Here is a 19,534-nt window from a genome sequence, read left to right on the forward strand (position 1 = left end):
GGAGCGCGGCTGAGCACGGCGCAGCTCCGCGGCGGCTCACCTGTGTGTCAGGCGCGGGGGCTCGCGCAGGGCGCCCCGGTCAGGGCACGAGGCCTCCCTCGACCCGCGCTTCGCGCGGCGCCCGCAGCATGCGCTTCAGGCGCGCCCGCGCGGTCCGCTCGGCGCGGCGCCGCAGGGGCTTCTGCTCGTCGACAGGCACCGCTCCGTGGCGAGCCGCCGGCACGATCGGCAGCCCCAGAACATCCGTGAGCGGGGCGGCTGCCGCATCGAGCTCCGGCTCCGCCAGCGCAGCGTCGAGCGCGGCGCGGACGCGCGCGGGGTCGAGCGTCAGGCACCACGCGACGATGCTCCAGGCGAGCGCGGCATGCCGCGCTTCATCCTTCGCGATGCGCGCGAGCGCCCGCGCGACGGCCGGATCGGTCGCGTGGCGCTGCGCTCGTCGCGCGAGCGCCGCGGCGAACGTCTCGCCGACGCAGCCGTCCGTGAAGCTCAGGTACGCGACGGCGGCGGCGTCGCCCGAGAGCGCGGTGGCCGGCAACGGCAACGTGCCCGGCCCGAGCGGGAGCCCCGCGTACGTGCTCGCGAGACCGAACGAGAGGCGTGTGTGTTCGATCTCGTCCTGCGCCGCCTGCTGGCAAGCCGCGAGCAGGTCTGCGGGTGCGCCGAGCGCCAGGAGCTCCAGCGCGAGCGCGGCGAACGTCGCGATCGAGGCGTGCTCGGCGAGCGCGGCCTCGAGCCACAGGGCGGCGAGCTCTTCGCGCTCCCGGGGCGAAAGGTGAGCGACCAGCGCGGGGTCGCTGATGTCCGCCCAGCCGCTCGCTTCGCGCGCCGCGGCCGTGATGGGGCCCTGTTCGTCTCGCAGCGGCCGGCCGAACGAGTTGAAGACCCTGCCGCTGTAGATCGGAATCTTGAGGGTCAGGACCCACGACACTTCGACGCCGTGAGCCGGGAGGCCGTGATCGGCGCCGCTCATCGGGATCGTCACGCGCAGCCCCGTTCCCAGCACGGCGGCCGAGGCGAAGACGCCCGTGTGCAATGCGAACGTCGACGTGTGGAGATTGCTGCGGGTCAGACCCGCGATGCCGAGCTCTCCACCGACGACGTTTCCGAGCTGAAACCCGAACGCCAGGCGCGCATAGTCGCCGGCATAGGTCTGCGCCTGGAAGAAACCACCGTAACCGATCGAGCCCGGGTCTCCCTTCGGGAAAACCATGCCGCTGATCTCCGTGCCGACCCCCACCGGGCATTCGCCGCTGCCGGCGGACAGCAAGAAGCCGGGGTTGAACGACCCCTCGGACCGCGCCAGGGCCTGCGCCGGCACCAGGAACGCGACCGCACCGACGACCTCGATCGCCACGAGCTTGTTCCTGCGTCTCATGTGCGTTGAACCTAGCAGAACGAGAGCCAGGGGGAGTTTGTCACGAGCTTGATCGAAGCATCGAGCGGTACGAAGCCGTCGCATCCCCTCCCCCACCGGAGAGCTCGATCCGTGCGTTGCTAGGGCTCCAACGGCTGGGGCGAGGTCGGCAACAGCGCGTTCAGCGGCGAGCCGGCGCCGACCCCCACGCTCGTCAGCGGGATCGACCATCCGCTGCAGATCGCGGCCGGCCAGCAGTTCTCCTGTGCCCTGCTCCAGAGCCGTCGCGTCGCGTGCCGGAGCGACAATCGGAACGGTCAGCTCGGCGACGGATCCGCCCGCCCGGAACCTCCTAAATCATTGAATTGACAGCGCTTGCATGTGACAACCGGCCAGCAAAAAAAAGTTCGGCGGCGTGTCGATCCGGCCCCGGCTCGTTCGTCGTCACTTCAGAAGAACGGTCGCAGGCGATGCCTGCGCCGGAAGGAGTTCCGCTCATGTCGAGGCTTCGGGTAAACGCATTTGGGATCTCGATCGACGGTCATGGCGCCGGTCCCGGCCAAGATCTGGCCAATCCGATGGGCGTCGGAGGGATGGCGCTGCACCAGTGGGTCCTCGGCACGAAGACGTTCCAGAAAATGTCGGCCGACTACGCTGCCTCGCTGATCGGAGACACGGTCGGCCGAGCGGGCGTCGACGACGACTTCGCCGCGCGCGGCTTCGAGAACCTCGGCGCCTGGATCATGGGCCGCAACATGTTCGGGCCGCAGCGGGGCCCCTGGCCCGACGACGGCTGGCAGGGATGGTGGGGCAAGAACCCGCCCTACCACGTGCCCGTCTTCGTGCTCACGCACCACGCTCGTGAGTCCTTCACCATGGAGGGCGGAACGACCTTCCACTTCGTGACCGACGGCATCCATGCCGCGCTGGAGCGCGCGAAGGAGGCGGCCCAGGGCAAGGATATCCGGCTCGGCGGCGGCGTCGCCGCCGTTCGGCAGTACCTCACCGCGGGGCTCATCGACGAGCTCCACCTCGTGATCTCCCCCGTGCTCCTCGGCCGGGGCGAGCACCTCCTCGCCGGCATCGATACGGTGAGCCTCGGCTACCGATGCACGGAGCACGCCTCCACGGGCCACGCCACCCATGTCGTCCTGACGAAGTAGCTCGATACCAGGGAGAAGAGCTCCGTGAAAGTCATGGTGTTCGTCAAGGCCACGAAGGAGTCCGAGGCGGGGATGATGCCGGACGAGAAGGTCATCGCCGAGATGGGCAGGTTCAAAGAGGAGCTCGTCAAAGCCGGCGTCATGCTCGGCGGAGAGGGGCTGCACCCGAGCAGCAAAGGCAAGCGCCTGCGCATCTCGGACGGCAAGACGACGCTCATCGACGGCCCCTTCGCCGAAGCCAAGGAGCTCGTCGGCGGATACTGGCTCTGGCAGGTGAGGTCGCTGGACGACGCGGTAGCGTGGGCCAGGCGCTGCGCCGACTACATGCCCAGCGGGGAATGGGAGCTCGAGGTTCGACCGCTCTTCGATGCGGAGGACTTCGGCGAGGAGTTCACGCCGGCGCTGCGGGAGCAGGACGAACGCCTGCGCGCCGAGATCGAGCGGCAGCGGAGATCCTGAACGGCTAGCCCTCGTCGATCCCCGCGCGCGCCGCGGGCGTGATCACGAGGCCGCCCCGGGAATGCCCCGTCGTCCACTCGTCGAGGCGCAGGAGCGCGCCGCCCGCGAACCGCTGCTGGCCCGGCGCGCCCTCGACCCGCGCGGGCGCGGCGTGCAGCACCAGCACGACCTGGACCGCGGGGCTCGGCCCCGGCCTCGCCGCGATCGTCGTCTCCAGCCCGCGCACGACGTCGACAAGCCGGGCCCGGGCGGCGCGGCTGCCCTCCGGATCGGCCGGGAGCGCCGTCGCCCCGACCAGCACCCCGCCGCCGTCGACGACCGTGACGAGCCCCGCCTCCGCGGCGGCTCGCCGGACCGTCGCGAGGACCTCCTCGGCGTCGTCGAACGCCGCCTCGTCGATCTCGCCCTCCCCCTCGATCTGCACGCTGGCGTGCAGCGCCGCCGCCGGGCGGACGCGCGCCTCGTCCCTCGACGCGAGCGGCGCCGCGCGGAGATCCGCGAGCAGCTCGGAGACGCTCGGGTAGCGCGCGTCCGGCGACTTCTCGAGGCAGCGCGCGATCGCGGCGTCGAAGGCCGGCGGCACGGCCACGAGATCGCCCGCCCGCGGCGGCGGCGCGAAGAGCTGGAGCTCCTCGAGCTCGACGAGGTTGTCGGCGTGGAACGCGGGCTGCCCCGTGAGCAGCTCGTACAGGAGCAGGCCGAGCGCGTACACGTCGGTGCGCGCGTCGACGGGGCGGCCGGCGATCTGCTCGGGCGCCATGCTGCCCGGCGTCCCGAGCACGCTGGCCTGCGTGAAGATGGGCCCGCGGCCGAGCCGCTCGGGCTCGAGCAGCTTGGCGATCCCGAAGTCGAGCAGGCGCGTCGTGAACCACCCGCCACGCGGGATCGCCATGATGTTCTGCGCCTTGACGTCGCGGTGGACGATCCCGAGCGCGTGCGCGGCAGAGAGCGCGCCGCCGACCTCCTCGACGACGGCGAGCGCCTCCGCGGCCGAGAGCGCGCCGCGGGCGCGGAGCTCTTGCCGGAGCGTCCGGCCCTCGATCCACTCCATGACGAGGTAGGGCCGGCCGTCGGGCAGGTCCCCCGCGCCGAGGATCTCGACGATGTGCGGGTGGGCGAGGCGCCGGAGGGCCGCGGCCTCTTGCTGGAATCTCTCGAGGATCCGCGTACTTGCAGCCAGCCGGCGCCGGAGGACCTTGAGCGCCGCCGCGCGCCCCGTCCCGAGCTGCGTGGCCAGGTAGACCACGGCGAAGCCGCCGTGGCTGCGCGCCTCCTCGATCAGGTACTCCCCGGCCAGGGTGCCGGGGGCGAGGTCGTCGGCGGCGTCCAGCGCGTCGTCGACCAGGGTGCCAGTCGGGTCGTGAGGCCTCGTGGTCGCCGCCATGATGCAGTGAGATCGCCCGAGCGGGCGCCGGAATGCAAGCGCGCCATGGAGCGGGCGGGCCCCGCGATCCGGCGCCTCGATCGCTTCAGCCCCGGGCAGGCGCCGGGCCAGGCCGGTTAGAAGGAACCGGGGGCAGACGAGACGTCGGCGGTGATCGGCTGCGTGAACGGGGAGAGCTTCGAGAACGGCCTGTTCACGATCGAGCACGACGCCGGAAAGAGGGCGCATTGGTCCTGGCTGGACAGGCCAGAGAGGGGCAGGTCCCCCACCTCCGGGACCCAATCTTCCACGTACTCACAGGCGGCCGGGGTGAGCACGCACTCCTCCGCCAGGAACACGGTGATGGGGTTCTCCCAGATGCGGCCGCCAGCGAAGCAGTAGTCGTAGACCGGCCGGCCCGTCACAGGGTTGCTCGTCTCCGGCCCGCACAAGTACGACGCCCCCATGAGGGCTTCCTCGCCCCGCGCGTATCCACGGCACGCGCCGACGTGCTGGGCCAGGCAGCCGCTCACGGTCGTGCCCTTGGGCGGGACACAGACGCGGTCGCTCGCCAGAAGGGCGGACAGCACGGAGCGTTCTTCGGGGTGGCAGACAAAGGCGCTCTCGTAGATCAGCTCCCCTTCGCCGAGCGACGGCCGCACGATCGAGAACGCAGACTTGCTCTTCTTGAGAACCACCTCCGCCAGCTCATTCAGCGCATCGGGGTCCAGCAGGTTGCCGAAGAACGCCCCCTCCCGCACCGGAAAGCGCTCGACGTCGGCCAGCGCCGCCGACAGCGCCTCCGGGCTCAACGCGGCGGCGTCCGAGGGCTCAGCCGGCGTGAGGTCCCCCCATTCCATCGAGATGTCGACGGTCACGCCGAACGCGTTGTTCCTCGCGAACAGGCAGGCAGAGACGAGCTCCTGGCACGCCGCGGACGGCGCGCCGGTGTGCCAGTCGGGGCAGAGCCCCGCGCGCCCGTGCCACACGGAGACGTCCTTGCTCGGCTTGACCAACCCCTCGATCGGCGTCCACGAGAATCCGTCCTTGAAGACCGCCGAGGCGCCGCTTCCGCCGGCGAGGGCCGCGCGCTCCTCCGGCGTCGGAGTCCACGAGACGCTCTGGTCGCTCGCGAGCGCGCACTCCACCAGGGCCTGCATCACCTCCTGCGCGTTCGGATCGAGCAGCGCCTCGTGGAGCGTGCCGTACGCGAACGCCTTGGTCGACAGCGGGCTCGTGGTGAGCGCCCTGAGGCTCTCCCGGTTCGTGGTGAGCAGGTTGCTGCCCAGGACCTCGAGCTGAAAGTGGTTGCCGATCACGATGGTCCGCCGCGTCGCCGGGCTGCTCACGAGCGACCCACCGGCGAGGCCGAGGTCGGAGGCGCTGGCGTCGTAGCCCGCGTTCGCGAGGCTCGCCGCGAGGGACAGGGCGGAGAAGGCGGAGAGGGCGAGACCAGCAGTTCGTCGGTTCATGATGGGCCTTTCACAAGGAGGAGCTGGGGGCGGTGCACGCGTCCCGGAGTTGGCGGTCGGCAGTTGGCCGTCGGTGCTTGGCTGCTGGCGGTGAGTTGCACGCGTCGCGCCAGCCTCATCCGGCCGCGATCGCGCGCCATCCCGCGCCATCCCGGGCCCCGCCGCGGCGCGCTGTCACCTCGGCGGCGACAGCGGGAGGGGCGCTGTCGCTCCGGAGACCTCAAGACGCCCGGCCCACGGCGCGGCGCTCAGGGCGGCGCGGCGTCGACCTGCGCCGAGAGGTGGGCGAGGCGGCACTTCCAGAAGCGCTTGCCCCAGGGGATCTGCGCCGCCTCGGCGAGCCACCGGCGGGCCTCCTCGCGCCTGCCTCGCTGGAGCGCGTCGGCCGCCGCGAAGCAGAGGATCTCGATGAGCTCGCTGTTCAGCGCCGCGCTCCGCGCCCCGGCGACGAGCGCCTCCCACGCCTCGCCCTCCGCTCCCCCGCCCTGCGTCAGCTGCGCGCAGAGCCGGAGCAGCACCCGCGTGACCGGCGGCGCCGCGCCGAGATCGCACTGCGCCCGCGCCCAGCCGAGGTGGCGCGCGGCCTCCGCGAGGTCGCCGCGGGCGGCGTGGATCCGCGCCACGAGCAGCGCGTAGTCGGGCACCGGGGTCGCCTGGAAGAACCGCCGCTGGAGCTCGAAGGCGCGGACCGCGAGGGGCAGCGCCTCGGAGAGCTCGCCGCTCCAGTAGAGCATCTCGGCCAGGTTGTGGGCCGGACCGCGCTCCAGGTAGGCGTTGCCGACCTCGCGGGCCAGGGCGACGGCGGTCCGCAGGTCGCTCTGCGCGCCCTCCGGATCCTCGCGCGCCAGGCCGAGCGTCACGCGGTTCATGAGGGCGATGCCGAGGTGCAGCCGGTCGCCCACGCGCTCGCAGCGCGAGACGACCTCGTGGAACCGCGCCTCCGCCTCGTCGAGGCGGCCGGCGTAGACCAGCGCGGGGGCGAGCAGGAGCAGGGCGATGACGTGGCCCTCGTGATCCCCCAGCGCGCCGGCGTCCCGGGCCGCGGGCCCGAGGCGCGCGATGGCGTCCTCGAGCCGCTGGCAACGGAAGTGCGCGCGCCCCACCGCGACCTCGCAGCGCGCCCGCTGCGCGGCGTCCCCGAGCCGCTCCACGAGCGGCGCCGCCCGGTCGACGAGCGTCTGCGAGCCCGCGTAGTCGTCGCACCAGTCGAGGACCGTGGCCTCCTCGAGGAGCAGGTCCGCGACGGCCGGGAGATCCCCCTCCGCCTCGGCGATCGCCCGCGCAGCCCGGAGGTCGGCGGCGGCGTCGTCGAAGCGCTGGATCCGGTAGCGGACCTTGCCGCGGCCCGCCAGCACGGCGCGGCGGCTCACCGCGATGCCCGTCGCGGGGGCCGCCGCCGCGGGCGCAGCCGCCGCGAGCGCCGCAAGCGCCGCGGAGTAGTGCCGCTCCGCATCGACGTAGAGGTGCCGCCGCCGCGCCTCCTCCGCGAGCTCGAAGCAGGCCGCGGCCGCCTCGGCGTGCGCGCCCGCCGCGGCCGCGTGGCGCGCGATCCGCCCGAGGTGGGCGCCCCGCTCCGCGGGCGCCGCGAGCAGGCGGCGGAGCTCGATCCCGTGCAGCCGCCGCAGCAGCGCCGGCGGCGCCTCCGCCTCGATCGCCGCGCGAAGGAGCGGGTGCGCGAACGCGAGGCGGCCCGCGCCGGCGGCGTCCACGACGCGCAGCAGGCCCCGGCGCACGAGGCGCGACAGGCCGACGCCGGGATCCAGGTCCCGGCACGCGCTGACGGCCTGCGCGCGCGCCGCCTCGTCGAGCAGGCTGCCGAGGTCGTCGATCGCGAGCTCGTCGCCCGCCACGGCGCACACCTGCGCGAGCTCGGCGAGCGGCGGCGGCAGGCCGGCGAGGGCGCGGCGCGCGAGCCGGTCCATGACCTGTGCCGCCTCGCCCCGCGCGCTCTCGTCGGCGGCGAGGTACCACCCTGGCCCGCCGCGGACCTTCCGGATGGCGCCCGCCTGCCAGAGCGCGGCCGCGAGCTCGACAAGGAAGAGCGGGACCCCCTGCGCCGCCTCGAGCAGGCCCGCGACGACCGGCTCGGGCACGAACTCGACCGGGCGCAGCCGATCGAGGAGCGCCGCGCGCGCGGCGCCCGGGTCGAGCGGCGGGAGCGCCCGCTGGGCGGAGCGCGCCGCCCGCTCGCCGTGGAGCGGGCGCACCGCGGCCAGCGTGGGGTGCGCCGCCACGAGGATGGCGAGCGGCGCGCGGGCCCCCGAGAGGGTCGCGCTCTCGATCGCGTCGAGGCCGGCCTGATCGCCCCACTGCGCGTCGTCGACGACCAGCGCGAGCGGGCGTCCCTCCAGCGCGCACGCGCGCCGGAGCGCCTCTCCGGCGGCCCGGGCCAGCGTCTGGCGGAGCGCGCCGGGCGCGGCGAGCACCGCGGCGACCGCGGGCTCGGTCTCCGGCAGGGCGTCGAGCGCGAACGCGACCGCCGGCCACGACGCGAGGCCGAGCTCGGGGCCGAGCCGGGCGACGCACGCCGCGCGGATCGCGTCGGCGCGCGCGCCGTCGCCGAGGGCCAGGGCGGCGCGGAGCAGCGCGCGGACGAGCCCGGCCGGCTCTGCGACGTCGGGCGGCCTCGCCGCGAGCGCGATCACCCGCGCGCCGGGCTCGGCCGAGAGCGCCGCGGCGACCGCCTCCCAGAGGCGCGTCTTGCCGTACCCCACCTCGCCGAGCAGCGTGAGCAGGAGCGGCGTGCTGTCGCGCCACGCGGCGCGCACCTGCGCGACGATCTCGCCGAGCAGCTCGTCTCGCCCGCGGAGCGGCAGCTCGGACGACGGGGCCGCCGCCGGGGCGGCGCCTGCGCTCGCGCCGTCATCGCCTGCCGGTCCGCTCGGCTCCTCGATGAGCGCGGCCGGTCCGGTCGGCTCCTCGAGGAAGGCAGCCGCCTCCGGGGTGATCGCGACCGGCGCGGGCGCGCCGGGGCGCCAGAAGCTCGCGGGCTGCGCGAGCGCGGGCCCTGCGAAGGCCATCCCGGCGGCGCCCTCGCGCACCTGGAGCTCGGCGACGTGCACCGCCGCCGAGGTGGCGTGCCCCGGCGCGCGCACGAGCCGCCGGGCCGCCTGGAGGGCCGCGCGAGCGCCCTGGCGGGCCGCGCCGGGAAAGGCGATGACGTAGAGCCCGTCCTGCACCCTGGCGAGCCGCCCGCCGAGCGAGGCCGCGATGCCGGCGACCTGGTCCACCGGCGCGCCGCCGCGGACCGCGAGGAGCGCCACGGGGCTTCGCCGGGGCGGGCCCGGCGCGGCGTCCAGGGTCGACCGGCCGGCCAACGGGGGCACCTGGCCGGCCCGCTGAGACGGTTCGCCGGCCGCCTTGGCTGGTTCGCCAGTTACCCTGGATGGCCTATCGCGCAATTGATGTGATTCAGTGACATCGTGGGCTGGTTCATCGCCTTGGAGCGCCGCCCGCAGCGCCTCGGAGAAGGCGCGCGCTGATCCGAATCGCTCCTCCCGCGCCTTGGCCAGGGCGCGGAGCAGGACCTCGTCCGCGCCGCGGGGGACCGGCGCGATCTCCGACGGCCGCGGAGGGCGCCGGGAGACGTGCGCGCGGACGACGGCCGAGGGCTCTCCGACGAAGGGTGGCCGCCCGGTGAGCAGCTCGAAGGCGACGACCCCGAGCGCATACAGGTCCGCGCGGCCGTCGACGTCGCGCGCGTCGAGGCACTGCTCCGGGGCCATGTACAGCGCGCTGCCGAGCCGGAGCCCCGTGTGCGTGACCTCGCTCCCCTCCTCCGCCACGCCGCTCCCCTCCCCCGGCCGCGCGAGCCCGAGATCGAGGAGGGCGACCTCCGGCGCCGGGCCCCCCATCCGCCGCAGCATCACGTTCTCCGGCTTCAGATCCCGATGCACGACGCCGGCCGCGTGCACCCTGTCGACCGCGGCGCCGATCGCATCGACGAGCCGCATGGCTTCCGCCGGCGCCGCGGCGCCCGCCCCGGGGAGCGCCTCCATCCATCGCGCCAGCGTCTCGCCGTCGAGGAGCTCGAGGACGAGGTAAGGAAAGCGTCCTTCCATCTCGCCCTCGCCGAGCAGCCGTGGCACCGCGGGCGGACCGATCCGGCGAAGCGCCGCCGCCTCGCGCGAGAACCGCCGATCGCCTCGGTGGCGCGCGATCTTGAGCGCCACCGCGAGGCCGTCCTCGCGCCGCGAGGCCGCGAACACGCGGGCGAAGCCGCCCTCGTCGAGGAGGCGGAGCCCGTCGAACCCTGGGACCCGGGGCGCGACCTCCACCGCCCCGGCCTCTTCCTTCGCGGCGCTCGCGGCCGTGCCGCCGTGCAGCGGGCAACCCGTGACGACACCGATCCTGCGGTGACAGAGGGTGCAGCGCATCTGCGGGGCTCGCCTCCGGGGCGATGCTACTGCGCGCGTCGAGCCACCGGAAGCGTGGATGCCTTCCGTCGGCCTGATGAGGTCGCCATGCTCGGATTTCGCTCGGTAGAGCCCCTCCTGGTTCGCGTTATAGTGGCGCCCTTCGACGAGGGGGCGTGACGATCCGTCGACGCGAACGAGCTGCCGACGCCCTGATGGAGGTGAACGGATGCGGACCTATGTGCTTGCGCTCCAGGAGGTCGATCGAACGAAGGCCAACGTGGTCGGGGGGAAGGGCGCGAACCTGGGGGAGCTCTCCAGGATCGATGGGATCCGCGTGCCCGCTGGCTTCTGCGTCACGACCGAGGCCTTCCAGCGGATCATGGGAGAAGCGCCGTCGATCGGCGGGTTGCTCGATCGGTTGTCGTTGCTCGCGGTGGAGGACCGGGACGGGATCCGGGAGCTCAGCGCCGAGCTGCGCCGGATCATCGAAGGGACGGCCATCCCCGAGGACGTACAAGGGGCGCTCACCCAGGTTCTTTCCAGGCTTGGCGCGGGCGACGCCTACGCCGTACGGTCCAGCGCGACGGCGGAGGATCTGCCGGGGGCTTCCTTCGCTGGCCAGCAGGATACGTACCTGAACGTCCTCGGGACGCAGGTGATCCTGCAGCACGTCCGCCGGTGCTGGGCATCGCTCTTCACCGAGCGGGCGGTGACCTACCGGATCGAGCACAGCTTCGATCACCGCAAGGTCCACATGGCGGTGGTGGTGCAGAAGATGGTCTTCCCGCAGGCCGCCGGGATCGTCTTCACGGCCGATCCCGTCACGTCGAACCGGAAGGTGTCGTCGATCGAGGCTGGCTTCGGCCTGGGGGAGGCCCTTGTCGCCGGCCTGGCGAGCGCCGATCGCTACAAGGTGCGGAACGGCCAGGTCGTCGAGAAGGTGATCGCCAGAAAGACGCTGGCCACGCGTGCCCTGACGGAGGGCGGCACCGAAGAGCGGGCGATCGAGCCTGAGCGACAGGACGAGCCGGCGCTGACGGATGCGCAGATCCTGCGGCTCGAGCGCCTGGGCCGGCAGATCGAAGGGCATTTCGGCCACCCCCAGGACATCGAATGGTGCCTGGTCGGGGAGGAGCTCCACGTCGTCCAGAGCCGGCCGATCACGACCCTGTACCCCATCCCCGAAGCCGGTGATCGAGGCAACCACGTCTACATCTCCGTCGGCCATCAACAGATGATGACCGACGCGATGAAGCCCCTTGGGCTGTCGTTGTTCCAGCTGACCTCTGGCGGCCGCATGGTCGCGGCGGGCGGCAGGTTGTTCGTCGATCCCACGAAGCAGCTGGCCTCACCGGCCAGCCGGGACGCCCTCCTGGAACTCCTTGGGCGCTCCCATCCGCTCTTCAAGGACGCCCTCTCGACGATCATCGAGCGGGGAGACTTCATCGAGCCGTTGCCCGACGATCCGACGGCCCCGCGCCCCGGCCAGGGCAAGCAGGCGCCCGGGCGCTTCGACGCGCAGGTCGAGGACGACCCGGCGATCGTCGCGGAGCTGATCGAGCGCACCCAGGCCTCGCTCGCGGAGCTGAAGCGCGACATCCGGACCAGGACCGGAACGGCGTTGCTCGACTTCATTCAGGAGGACATCCAGGGACTGAGCAAGTCCATGTTCAGTCCGCGCAGCATGGGCGTGATCATGGCGGGCATGAACGCCTCATCGTGGATCAACGAGAAGATGATGGCGTGGCTCGGCGAGAGGAGCGTCGCGGATACGCTCTCCCAGTCCGTGTCGAACAACATCACGTCGGAGATGGGCCTGGAGCTGCTGGACGTCGCCGACGTGATCCGTCCTTATCCGGACGTGGTCGCTTATTTGCAGAGCGTGAAGCACGATGGCTTCCTGGATGAGCTTGTCGCGCTCGACGGTGGCAAGGAAGCCCGGGACGCCATCCGGGCTTACCTCGACAAATACGGTATGCGATGTGCGGGGGAGATCGACATCACGAGGGCCCGCTGGAGCGAGAAGCCAGCGACCCTGGTCCCCTTGATCCTGAGCAACATCAAGAACTTCGAGCCTCGCGCCGGAGAGCGGAGGTTCGAGCAGGGGCGGCAGGAGGCCTCGCAGCGGGCGCGAGCGCTGCTCGACCGGTTGAGGCAGCTGCCGGACGGGGAGCAGAAGGCCAGCGAGGCCCAGCGGATGATCGACCGGCTCCGGAGCTTCATCGGCTATCGCGAGTATCCGAAGTACGGCCTCGTCAATCGCTACTTCGTTTACAAGCAGGCCTTGCTGCGGGAAGCCGAGCGGCTCGTGCAGGCCGGCGTGATCCACGACGCCGAAGACATCTACTACCTCACGTTCGACGAGCTTCGCGAGGTCGTGCGCACCCATCGGCTGGACGACCGGATCGTCCGCCAGCGGAGAGCGGAGCACGAGCTCCACAAGAAGCTGTCGCCGCCGCTCGTCATCACGTCCGACGGGGAAATCGTGGCAGGCGCGCACAGACGAGCCGATCTCCCCGCCGGAGCCCTCGTCGGCCTGGCGGTCTCTTCCGGCGTTGTCGAGGGACGAGCCCGCGTCCTCCTGGACATGGCCGACGCGGAGCTGGAGGCGGGGGACATCCTGGTCACCACCTTCACCGATCCCAGCTGGACGCCCTTGTTCGTGTCCATCAAGGGCCTTGTGACCGAGGTGGGGGGCCTGATGACCCATGGCGCGGTGATCGCCCGGGAATACGGCTTGCCGGCGGTCGTCGGCGTGGACAACGCGACAAGGCGGATCCGGGATGGGCAACGCATCCGCGTGCATGGAACGGACGGGTATGTCGAGATCCTGACCTGAGATCCGCGGCGCTCGCGCTCCTCGTCGGGGCCGCGCTGGGCACCGCTTCGTGGGGCCGCTGTCTCGGGGCCGTCGGGCTCGGGCTCGCGGTGCCGGACCGTGCAAGACGTCCATTTTTACACCGACGCGGCAGCGGCGCGGCACGGTACCTTCCAGGGGTCGCCGGTATCGGCGATCCTGGACCTCGGCCTCGCGCTGCCGTGACAGGGCCGCGTCGATTCTTTCAAAACGCGTCCGCCGCGCGTCCACTCACCCCAGCGCATGTCCCTGCTCGCCACCGCGCCCGAAGGCCGGCCGCGCGCGATCTCCGCGCCGGGAGGCCCGGTCCCGTCCTTCGAGCAGCTCTTCTTCGAACACGCGCCGTTCGTCTGGCGCGCGCTGCGGCGGCTCGGCGTCCATGAAGCCGACGCGGAGGACGTCTGCCAGGAGGTCTTCATGATCGTCCACCGGCGCCTCGCGGGCTTCGAGGGGCGATCCTCGGTCCAGACCTGGATCTACGGCATCTGCATCCGGGTCGCGGCCGACTACCGCAAGCGCGCCCACCGGCGCCGCGAGTCCACGCGCGCCGAGCTGCCCGACCAGGAAGCGCACGAGGACCAGCACGGGGCGCTCGAGGACCGTCAGGCGCGCGCGCTCCTCGACGCGTGCGTCCAGACGCTGGACGACGACAAACGCGCGGTGTTCGTGCTTTTCGAGCTGGAGGAGCTGCCGATGACGGAGGTCGCCGAGGCGGTGGGCTGCCCGCTCCAGACGGCGTACGCGCGGCTCTACGCGGCGCGCCGTGCGGTCGAGGCCGCCCTGCGGCGCGCCACGGCCGGGAGGAGGATGCCTTGAGCAAACCGAAGGATCCGCCGCGGCTCTTCGATGCGTCCTCGGACACGACCGACGCCGTGCGCGCCGTCCTGCGCGCGGGTCGGCGCGAGCTCCCCGGGCCTTCCGACCTCGCCCGCCTCGCCGCGCGCCTGCCGCTCGGGCCGCTCCCGCCCTCGGGGGCCTCGCCGCCGGCCGGGGCGCCCCAGGTCGCGTCGCCCCCGGCCGGGACGCCCCAGGTCGCCTCGCCCCCGGCCGGGACGCCCCAGGTCGCGTCGCCGCCCCCGTCGCCTCCACCCGCGCCTGGGCACCTCACCGCGGCCGCCGCAGGGCCTTCCGTGGCCGCCAGCGCGCTCCTCGGCGCGGTCCTCGGCCTCGGCGTCGTGGGCGGCGTGTGGTGGCGCGACGCCGCCACGGCGCCGCGCGACGCCGCGCCCAGGTCGCGCGACGCCGCGCCCAGCGCCATCGCGAGCGCCTCTGGGCCGAGCGCCGCCGCGCCCACGAAAGCCCCCCCGCGGCCCGCGGAGCCCGGCGTCGACGGCGCCGGACACGCCGGATCGGAGGCCGCTCGCGGCGCGGCGCGTGAGCCCTCGAGCGCGACCGCGCCGCACGACGAGCTCCTCCCGCGCGCGCGCCCCGCCGCGCCGCGGGCCGACGAGGCGGCGATCCCCTCGCCGGGCGCGCCGAGCGGCGGGGCCCCCCCGAGCGCGAGCCCTCCATCCGCCGGCGCCGCCGAGGGGGCCGAGACCGAGGTCCAGCTGCTCCATCGAGCGCAGGACGCGCTCGCCACCGACGCTGCTTCGTCCCTCGCGCTCACGGTCGAGCACGCGCGGCGCTTCCCCACCGGCGCGCTCGGTCAAGAGCGCGAGATCATCGCCATCCGCGCCCTGCTCGCCCTCGGCCGCGCGGCCGAGGCGCGCGCCCGCGCCGCGAGTCTGCTCGAGCGGTTCCCCGGCTCGGCGTACCGGGGCAGGCTCGAATCGCTCGGTCTCGAGGGATCCTTTCCAAAAAACTGAGCCGATCGCTCCACGCACCAGGTGACCGCACGATGCGGTCCTTTCGGCGGAGAACACCCATGTCGAATCGCTTTTCCTCGCGCGCCTCGTTCCCGCGGCGCGCCGCGAACCTCTTCCTTCTCGCTTCGCTTGCGGCGACCTCGCCGCTCCTCGGCGGCTGCGGGATCGAGCTCCAGATTGGCGAAGAGCCCAGAGACGGTGATGGTCCCGGCACCGCGACGGGCACGGGCGGGTCCCCGCCGGGTACCGCCGCCGCGACGGGCGCGGGCGGCGGGGCCACCACCGCGACAGGCACCGGCGGCGGAGTCACCACCGCGACAGGCACCGGCGGCGGAGTCACCACCGCGACGGGCGCGGGCGGAGCTGGCGCCAACGATGGAGGCGGCGGTATGCCGCCCACCGGCGGCGGTGGCGCAGGAGGCGCAGGAGATAGCCTCCCAGGCAAGCCGACCGACCCGGAGTGCGCGGACTCCGTCGCCCATCTCGCTCCGATCCAGGTGAAGACCCAGGCGCAGCTCGACGCGCTGCCGCTCATTCACAGCGCGGGCAACGTCGCGCTCGCCGGCAGCGTCGAGGACCTCCAGCACCTCAAGTGCCTGACCGGGGCGGACATCGTCGAAATCACGAGCGACGCGCTCGAGGATCTGAGCGGGCTCGAACGGCTGGAGGTGGTCACGAACGACCTCACCGTCATGAACACCGGCGCCTTGCGCTCCCTTTCAGGCCTCGAAGGGCTTCGTCACGTGGGCCGCTACTTCAGCATCCTCGACAACGTCGCCCTGCTCGATCTCCACGGCCTCGAGCTCTACGTCGAGAGATCGAACTACCTCGACATCAACGGGAATCTGAGCCTGGAGAGCCTGGACGGCCTTGGTATCACGGACGCGGAGCACCTCTCCGTCAGCCACAACCCGGCGCTCGAACGTCTCGACGGTCTCCGGGTGGAGCGAGTCGAAAACTTCCTGATCGCCAGCAATGACTCGCTCACGAACCTCGACGCCCTGTCGTCGCTGACCGAGGTCCGCGATCAGCTCTACGTCGGCCAAAATCGCGAGCTGCTGAGCATCGCCGGCCTCCACGGCCTCACTCGCGGATTGCAGGTGGTCATCGACAACAACGACAAGCTCCGCGATCTCGCCGGCCTGCACAACATGAGCGAGATAAGCCATCTTCACGTGAACGAGAACGACGCGCTCGAGAACATCGACGCGCTCGCGGGCGTCGAGCTCGGTGAGCTCCGTTTGGAGGGGAACGCCGCGCTCACGAACATCGATGGCCTACAGGGCCTCACGCGCATCGGATCCATCATGTTCTTCCGCGCGCCGGGCATCACGTCCCTCCGAGCCCTGAGCAATTTGACGCGTGCAGACCTCGTCGCGATCCATGCGACGGGCGTGACGAACCTCGAGGGCCTCGAGAACGCCAAGATCGACGAGGATCTCTCCGTCGCCGACAACGCCGATCTCGAGAGCCTCACCGGCCTCAACCCCGACAATCACGTCCTCAGGGCCCTGTGGGTCGCCGGAAACCGGAGGCTGAGCGACCTCACCGGGCTCGAGATGCTCGAAGCCGCGACCAGCTACATCTACATCCTCGACAACGATCGACTCGTCTCCCTTTCTGGGCTCGACAACCTGACCTCGGTCCCCTCGCTCCTGATCAGGCAAAACCCGAGGCTCACGAACATCGCTGCGCTCGGCTCACTCGAGACCGTGGTGCAAGAGCTCTCGATCAGGGACAATGAGTCGCTTCCGACTTGCCAGGCCCAGGCCATCGCCGATCAGATCGAACCCGGCACGCCCACCATCGAGGTGACCGGCAACTACGCGGGCGGCACCTGCGACTGATCCATTCCAGACTGCAAACGTCAGCCCAGAATCCAACCCTGTCGGGTCCTCAGAGGACGGTTGGGTCAAGGCGTTTCCCGAGGGAATGGGAGGCGAGCGGCGGCCGGTCAGCCGTCAGGGGCAGGCCATGCCCTTGGGCCAGCAAAAGGCGCCGCAATGACAGTCTTTCGATGCCGCGCAGGGTCCACAGCTCTTGACGACGAGCGGAACACACTGTCCGTAGGACCCGCCATAAGGGCCAACCTGGCAGCGTTCGTTGCTCTGACACGGACCAGCGTCGCTTCGCTCCGAGGGCGATCACGATGCGCGATCGCGGTGATCACGATGGCGTGATCTGCGTAATCACGATGGGCGGTCTCCGCAGTTACACCTCTCAGCTGTGCGTCGGGAACCCGGAGCTGCGCTCCGCGAGCTCGAGTCGCCCCCAGTGCAAGACCGAGATCAGGGTCGGCTCAACTCGCACCGTGGGGTCGGCATGCACGAGCGACCTCGCTGAGAGCGCCGGAGGAGCGCACGGCGACGCGGGCAGAGGCGCGTGCCCCGCGCACGGCTCAGACTTCGCGGCGCGGGCCGGTGGTTTTACGCCCATCGGGCAGGAGCTCGATTCGATCGAGTGCGAGGGCCGGGCGGGTGCAGTACCGCACGAGCCTCTCGCGCCCCTGATCATCATCCGCTGCGATGCGCACCGCGCAATGACGGCGTGCTCGCGCCTCACGCCGAGTGGCGCAGCGCGGTGGTGCCCAAGCCGCCGGGCGTCGTGCACGCTCACGACCTTCCGGCGAGCGGGAGCGGGACTGTGAAGCGCGATGCGGCAACGCCAGCCTCGATGCAGCCGCTGACGCCGAAGCGCGCCTCGCCTGGCCCCGCGCCACCTCGCGCGGAGCGGACCTCCGCGCCGGGGGGCGCCGCCGCACCCTTCGGCCCGCAAACGTTCTCCTCACCGCCGCTCGCAGCAGCACCTGCCGGGCCCGCCGTGATGCCCGCGGCTTGCTGCGCGGTGGCCGCTGCTGCCGGCGGCGTCGCGATCACGGACTTCGGCATCTCCGTCCGAGCCACGTCCGCCGTACGGCCCGGAGCGCCGCTGCATCTCACGAGGCCGGCCGCCGCTGCGCACCCATCGGATCATCGAGGATCGCCGCGCGGCGGTTTTTGATTGACGCCGGCAATGTGAACGTTCACATTATCTTTCTGGATACTCTTCCGCTTTACCCTGGATAGACCGTCATGCGCATCGGGCCCTTCTTCTTCATGCGCGTTGACCCTGACGGTCGGCTCTCACTCGAGATGAGCAGCATGCAGGGGAGCGTTGCAACGGTTCCAAGGCGGAACGCCTGGCAACCACCTGTCTGCCAACTTCGTCATCGTCGGCCTGAAGCAGGCGCTTGACGCTGGCGTGACGTAACCAGAGAGGCCTCATGTACAACAAAAAGAAAGCCGTCAGGCGCTTCAATGTCTTCTGCTTGCTCTCGAGCGTCGCGCTGCTGGCGTGCGGCGAAGACAACGGCGGCGCGGCACAAGCTGCCGGTGCGGGCAGTTCGAGCGTGTCAGCCACCACCAGCGGGGCGTCGACCGGCGGAACCGCTGGGTCGGGTGGCGCGGCCAGTAGCGGTGCCGACACCAGCGCCGGTGGAATGGGCGGAGCAGGCGCGGGCGCGGGCGGAGCAGGTGACGGCGGCGCAGGAGCCGGCGCGGGCGCGGGCGGAGCAGGTGACGGCGGCGCAGGAGCCGGCGGAGCCGGTGGTTCGGCGCTCCCGCCCATCACGGATTACTCTGCCGAGGGTCCGTTCGCGACGACCGTGGAGCGGAACGTGGGACCGAACGGAGCCTATACGGTGTTTAGGCCCGAACCCTTGGGTGTGGACGGCTTCTTGCATGCTCCGATCGTTTTCGGCCCCGGCATCGGCCAGCAGGTGGCGGTGCACACGACCATGCTGACGAACTTTGCTTCTCACGGTTTCGTGGTCGTCGGGTGCCCCGTCCTCAGTGGCGGCCCCGGCGACGCAGGCAATCTCAGGAAGATGGAGGATGGTCTCAATTGGATCCTGGAGCAGAACGACGCGCCAGGCAAATACCAGGGCAAGCTCTACGTCGATCACGCGGTCTCGATGGGCTTCTCGGTCGGCGGCACCTCGGCCGTGCAACTCGGCGGTCACGAGGCGGTGGCCACTGTCGTCTCGATCCACGGCCACAGGGCCTCGGCCGACCTCCACGGCACGATGCTGCAGACGACTGGCACCCGGGATACTGTCGGCATGCCCCTCCAGCAGGACACCTACGACATGTCCGAAGTGCCCACATTCCTGGCAACGCTGACGGGCGCGCCTCATGCATACATCGAGAGCGACGGCGGCGGCGAAGAGCGGCCCGCGATCGTCGCATGGATGCGCTACTGGATCTACAACGACATGGGCGCGCGGGACCATTTCTTCGGCGATGATTGCGTGTTGTGCAAGGCGCCTTGGGAGAATCCCCAGCGCAAGAACTGGGAATAACCTCGCGTCGAGGGTGCTGGAGCGCCCGCTCCCGCTCCCCTCCGCGCTCCCGACCCCCTCCCGGTCCGACCTTCAATCTGGGCTGCGACCTCGCTCACGCTGGCGCTGGCAACGTCGGCTCCGCCAACACCCGAGGGCATCAAGCGTCCGCTGCCCGCGTGCTCACTCTGGAGGCGCGTACAGTAGAGCGGTAACCGCTGAGCCCAACGGGACACGCTTACCCGCTAAAATTACTAGGGTATTCTGGATGGCACGACCACGTCGTGGTTGTGCGATGATGTCAACCGAACGTTGGGGCGAGTGGGCACTTGCCTTCGCAAACGCGTTTGGACCCCCTACCCACCAACCTGGCCTCCAG

At 71.7% G+C, this 19,534-nt stretch carries 12 protein-coding genes; 8 read left to right on the forward strand and 4 right to left on the reverse strand.

Annotated elements, in window-relative coordinates:
• Nucleotides 1-79 precede the first annotated feature (79 nt).
• Complete coding sequence (locus WME82_RS22800; protein ID WP_438044518.1) at nt 80-1,378, reverse strand: hypothetical protein; 1,299 nt, start codon at nt 1,376-1,378, stop codon at nt 80-82.
• 219 nt (nt 1,379-1,597) lie between these two features.
• On the opposite strand from WME82_RS22800, the gene WME82_RS22805 reads away from it, so the two are divergent.
• From WME82_RS22805 to WME82_RS22815, 3 genes are all read left to right on the forward strand, one after another.
• Nucleotides 1,598-1,726, forward strand: coding sequence for a hypothetical protein (locus WME82_RS22805; RefSeq protein ID WP_438044922.1), 129 nt, complete (start codon nt 1,598-1,600; stop codon nt 1,724-1,726).
• 128 nt (nt 1,727-1,854) lie between these two features.
• The gene (locus WME82_RS22810; protein ID WP_438044519.1) at nt 1,855-2,520 is read left to right on the forward strand and encodes a dihydrofolate reductase family protein; all 666 of its coding nucleotides are present in this window, start codon (nt 1,855-1,857) and stop codon (nt 2,518-2,520) included.
• A gap of 24 nt (nt 2,521-2,544) precedes the next feature.
• On the forward strand, nt 2,545-2,979 hold the full coding sequence (locus WME82_RS22815; protein ID WP_438044520.1) for a YciI family protein: 435 nt from the start codon (nt 2,545-2,547) through the stop codon (nt 2,977-2,979).
• 4 nt (nt 2,980-2,983) lie between these two features.
• Here the strand turns inward: WME82_RS22815 and WME82_RS22820 are convergent, their stop codons facing one another.
• The 3 genes from WME82_RS22820 to WME82_RS22830 all read right to left on the reverse strand — a co-directional run bounded on the left by WME82_RS22820 (nt 2,984) and on the right by WME82_RS22830 (nt 10,190).
• A complete protein-coding gene (locus tag WME82_RS22820; RefSeq protein ID WP_438044521.1) occupies nt 2,984-4,363 on the reverse strand; it encodes a serine/threonine-protein kinase in 1,380 nt (459 codons plus the stop codon).
• 116 nt (nt 4,364-4,479) lie between these two features.
• A complete protein-coding gene (locus WME82_RS22825; protein ID WP_438044522.1) occupies nt 4,480-5,814 on the reverse strand; it encodes a hypothetical protein in 1,335 nt (444 codons plus the stop codon).
• Between the two features lie 248 nt (nt 5,815-6,062).
• Nucleotides 6,063-10,190: a protein kinase domain-containing protein gene (locus WME82_RS22830; protein ID WP_438044523.1), complete on the reverse strand. Its 4,128-nt coding sequence runs from the start codon at nt 10,188-10,190 to the stop codon at nt 6,063-6,065.
• Between the two features lie 208 nt (nt 10,191-10,398).
• On the opposite strand from WME82_RS22830, the gene rph reads away from it, so the two are divergent.
• The 5 genes from rph to WME82_RS22855 all read left to right on the forward strand — a co-directional run bounded on the left by rph (nt 10,399) and on the right by WME82_RS22855 (nt 19,176).
• Nucleotides 10,399-13,011: a rifamycin-inactivating phosphotransferase gene (rph, locus tag WME82_RS22835; protein ID WP_438044524.1), complete on the forward strand. Its 2,613-nt coding sequence runs from the start codon at nt 10,399-10,401 to the stop codon at nt 13,009-13,011.
• A 261-nt stretch (nt 13,012-13,272) separates the two neighbouring features.
• Entirely contained in the window at nt 13,273-13,845 is a 573-nt protein-coding gene (locus WME82_RS22840) for an RNA polymerase sigma factor (RefSeq protein ID WP_438044525.1), read from the forward strand.
• Nucleotides 13,842-14,837 (forward strand): hypothetical protein, encoded by a 996-nt coding sequence (locus WME82_RS22845; RefSeq protein WP_438044526.1) that lies wholly within the window; start codon nt 13,842-13,844, stop codon nt 14,835-14,837. The genes WME82_RS22840 and WME82_RS22845 overlap by 4 nt, the downstream gene beginning before the upstream one ends.
• A 59-nt stretch (nt 14,838-14,896) precedes the next feature.
• Nucleotides 14,897-16,684, forward strand: coding sequence for a hypothetical protein (locus WME82_RS22850; RefSeq protein ID WP_438044527.1), 1,788 nt, complete (start codon nt 14,897-14,899; stop codon nt 16,682-16,684).
• 1,415 nt (nt 16,685-18,099) lie between these two features.
• Complete coding sequence (locus WME82_RS22855; RefSeq protein ID WP_438044528.1) at nt 18,100-19,176, forward strand: alpha/beta hydrolase; 1,077 nt, start codon at nt 18,100-18,102, stop codon at nt 19,174-19,176.
• Nucleotides 19,177-19,534 lie beyond the last annotated feature (358 nt).

The sequence above is a fragment of the Sorangium sp. So ce128 genome (genome assembly GCF_051525245.1).
Lineage (GTDB): Bacteria > Myxococcota_A > Polyangia > Polyangiales > Polyangiaceae > Sorangium > Sorangium cellulosum_B.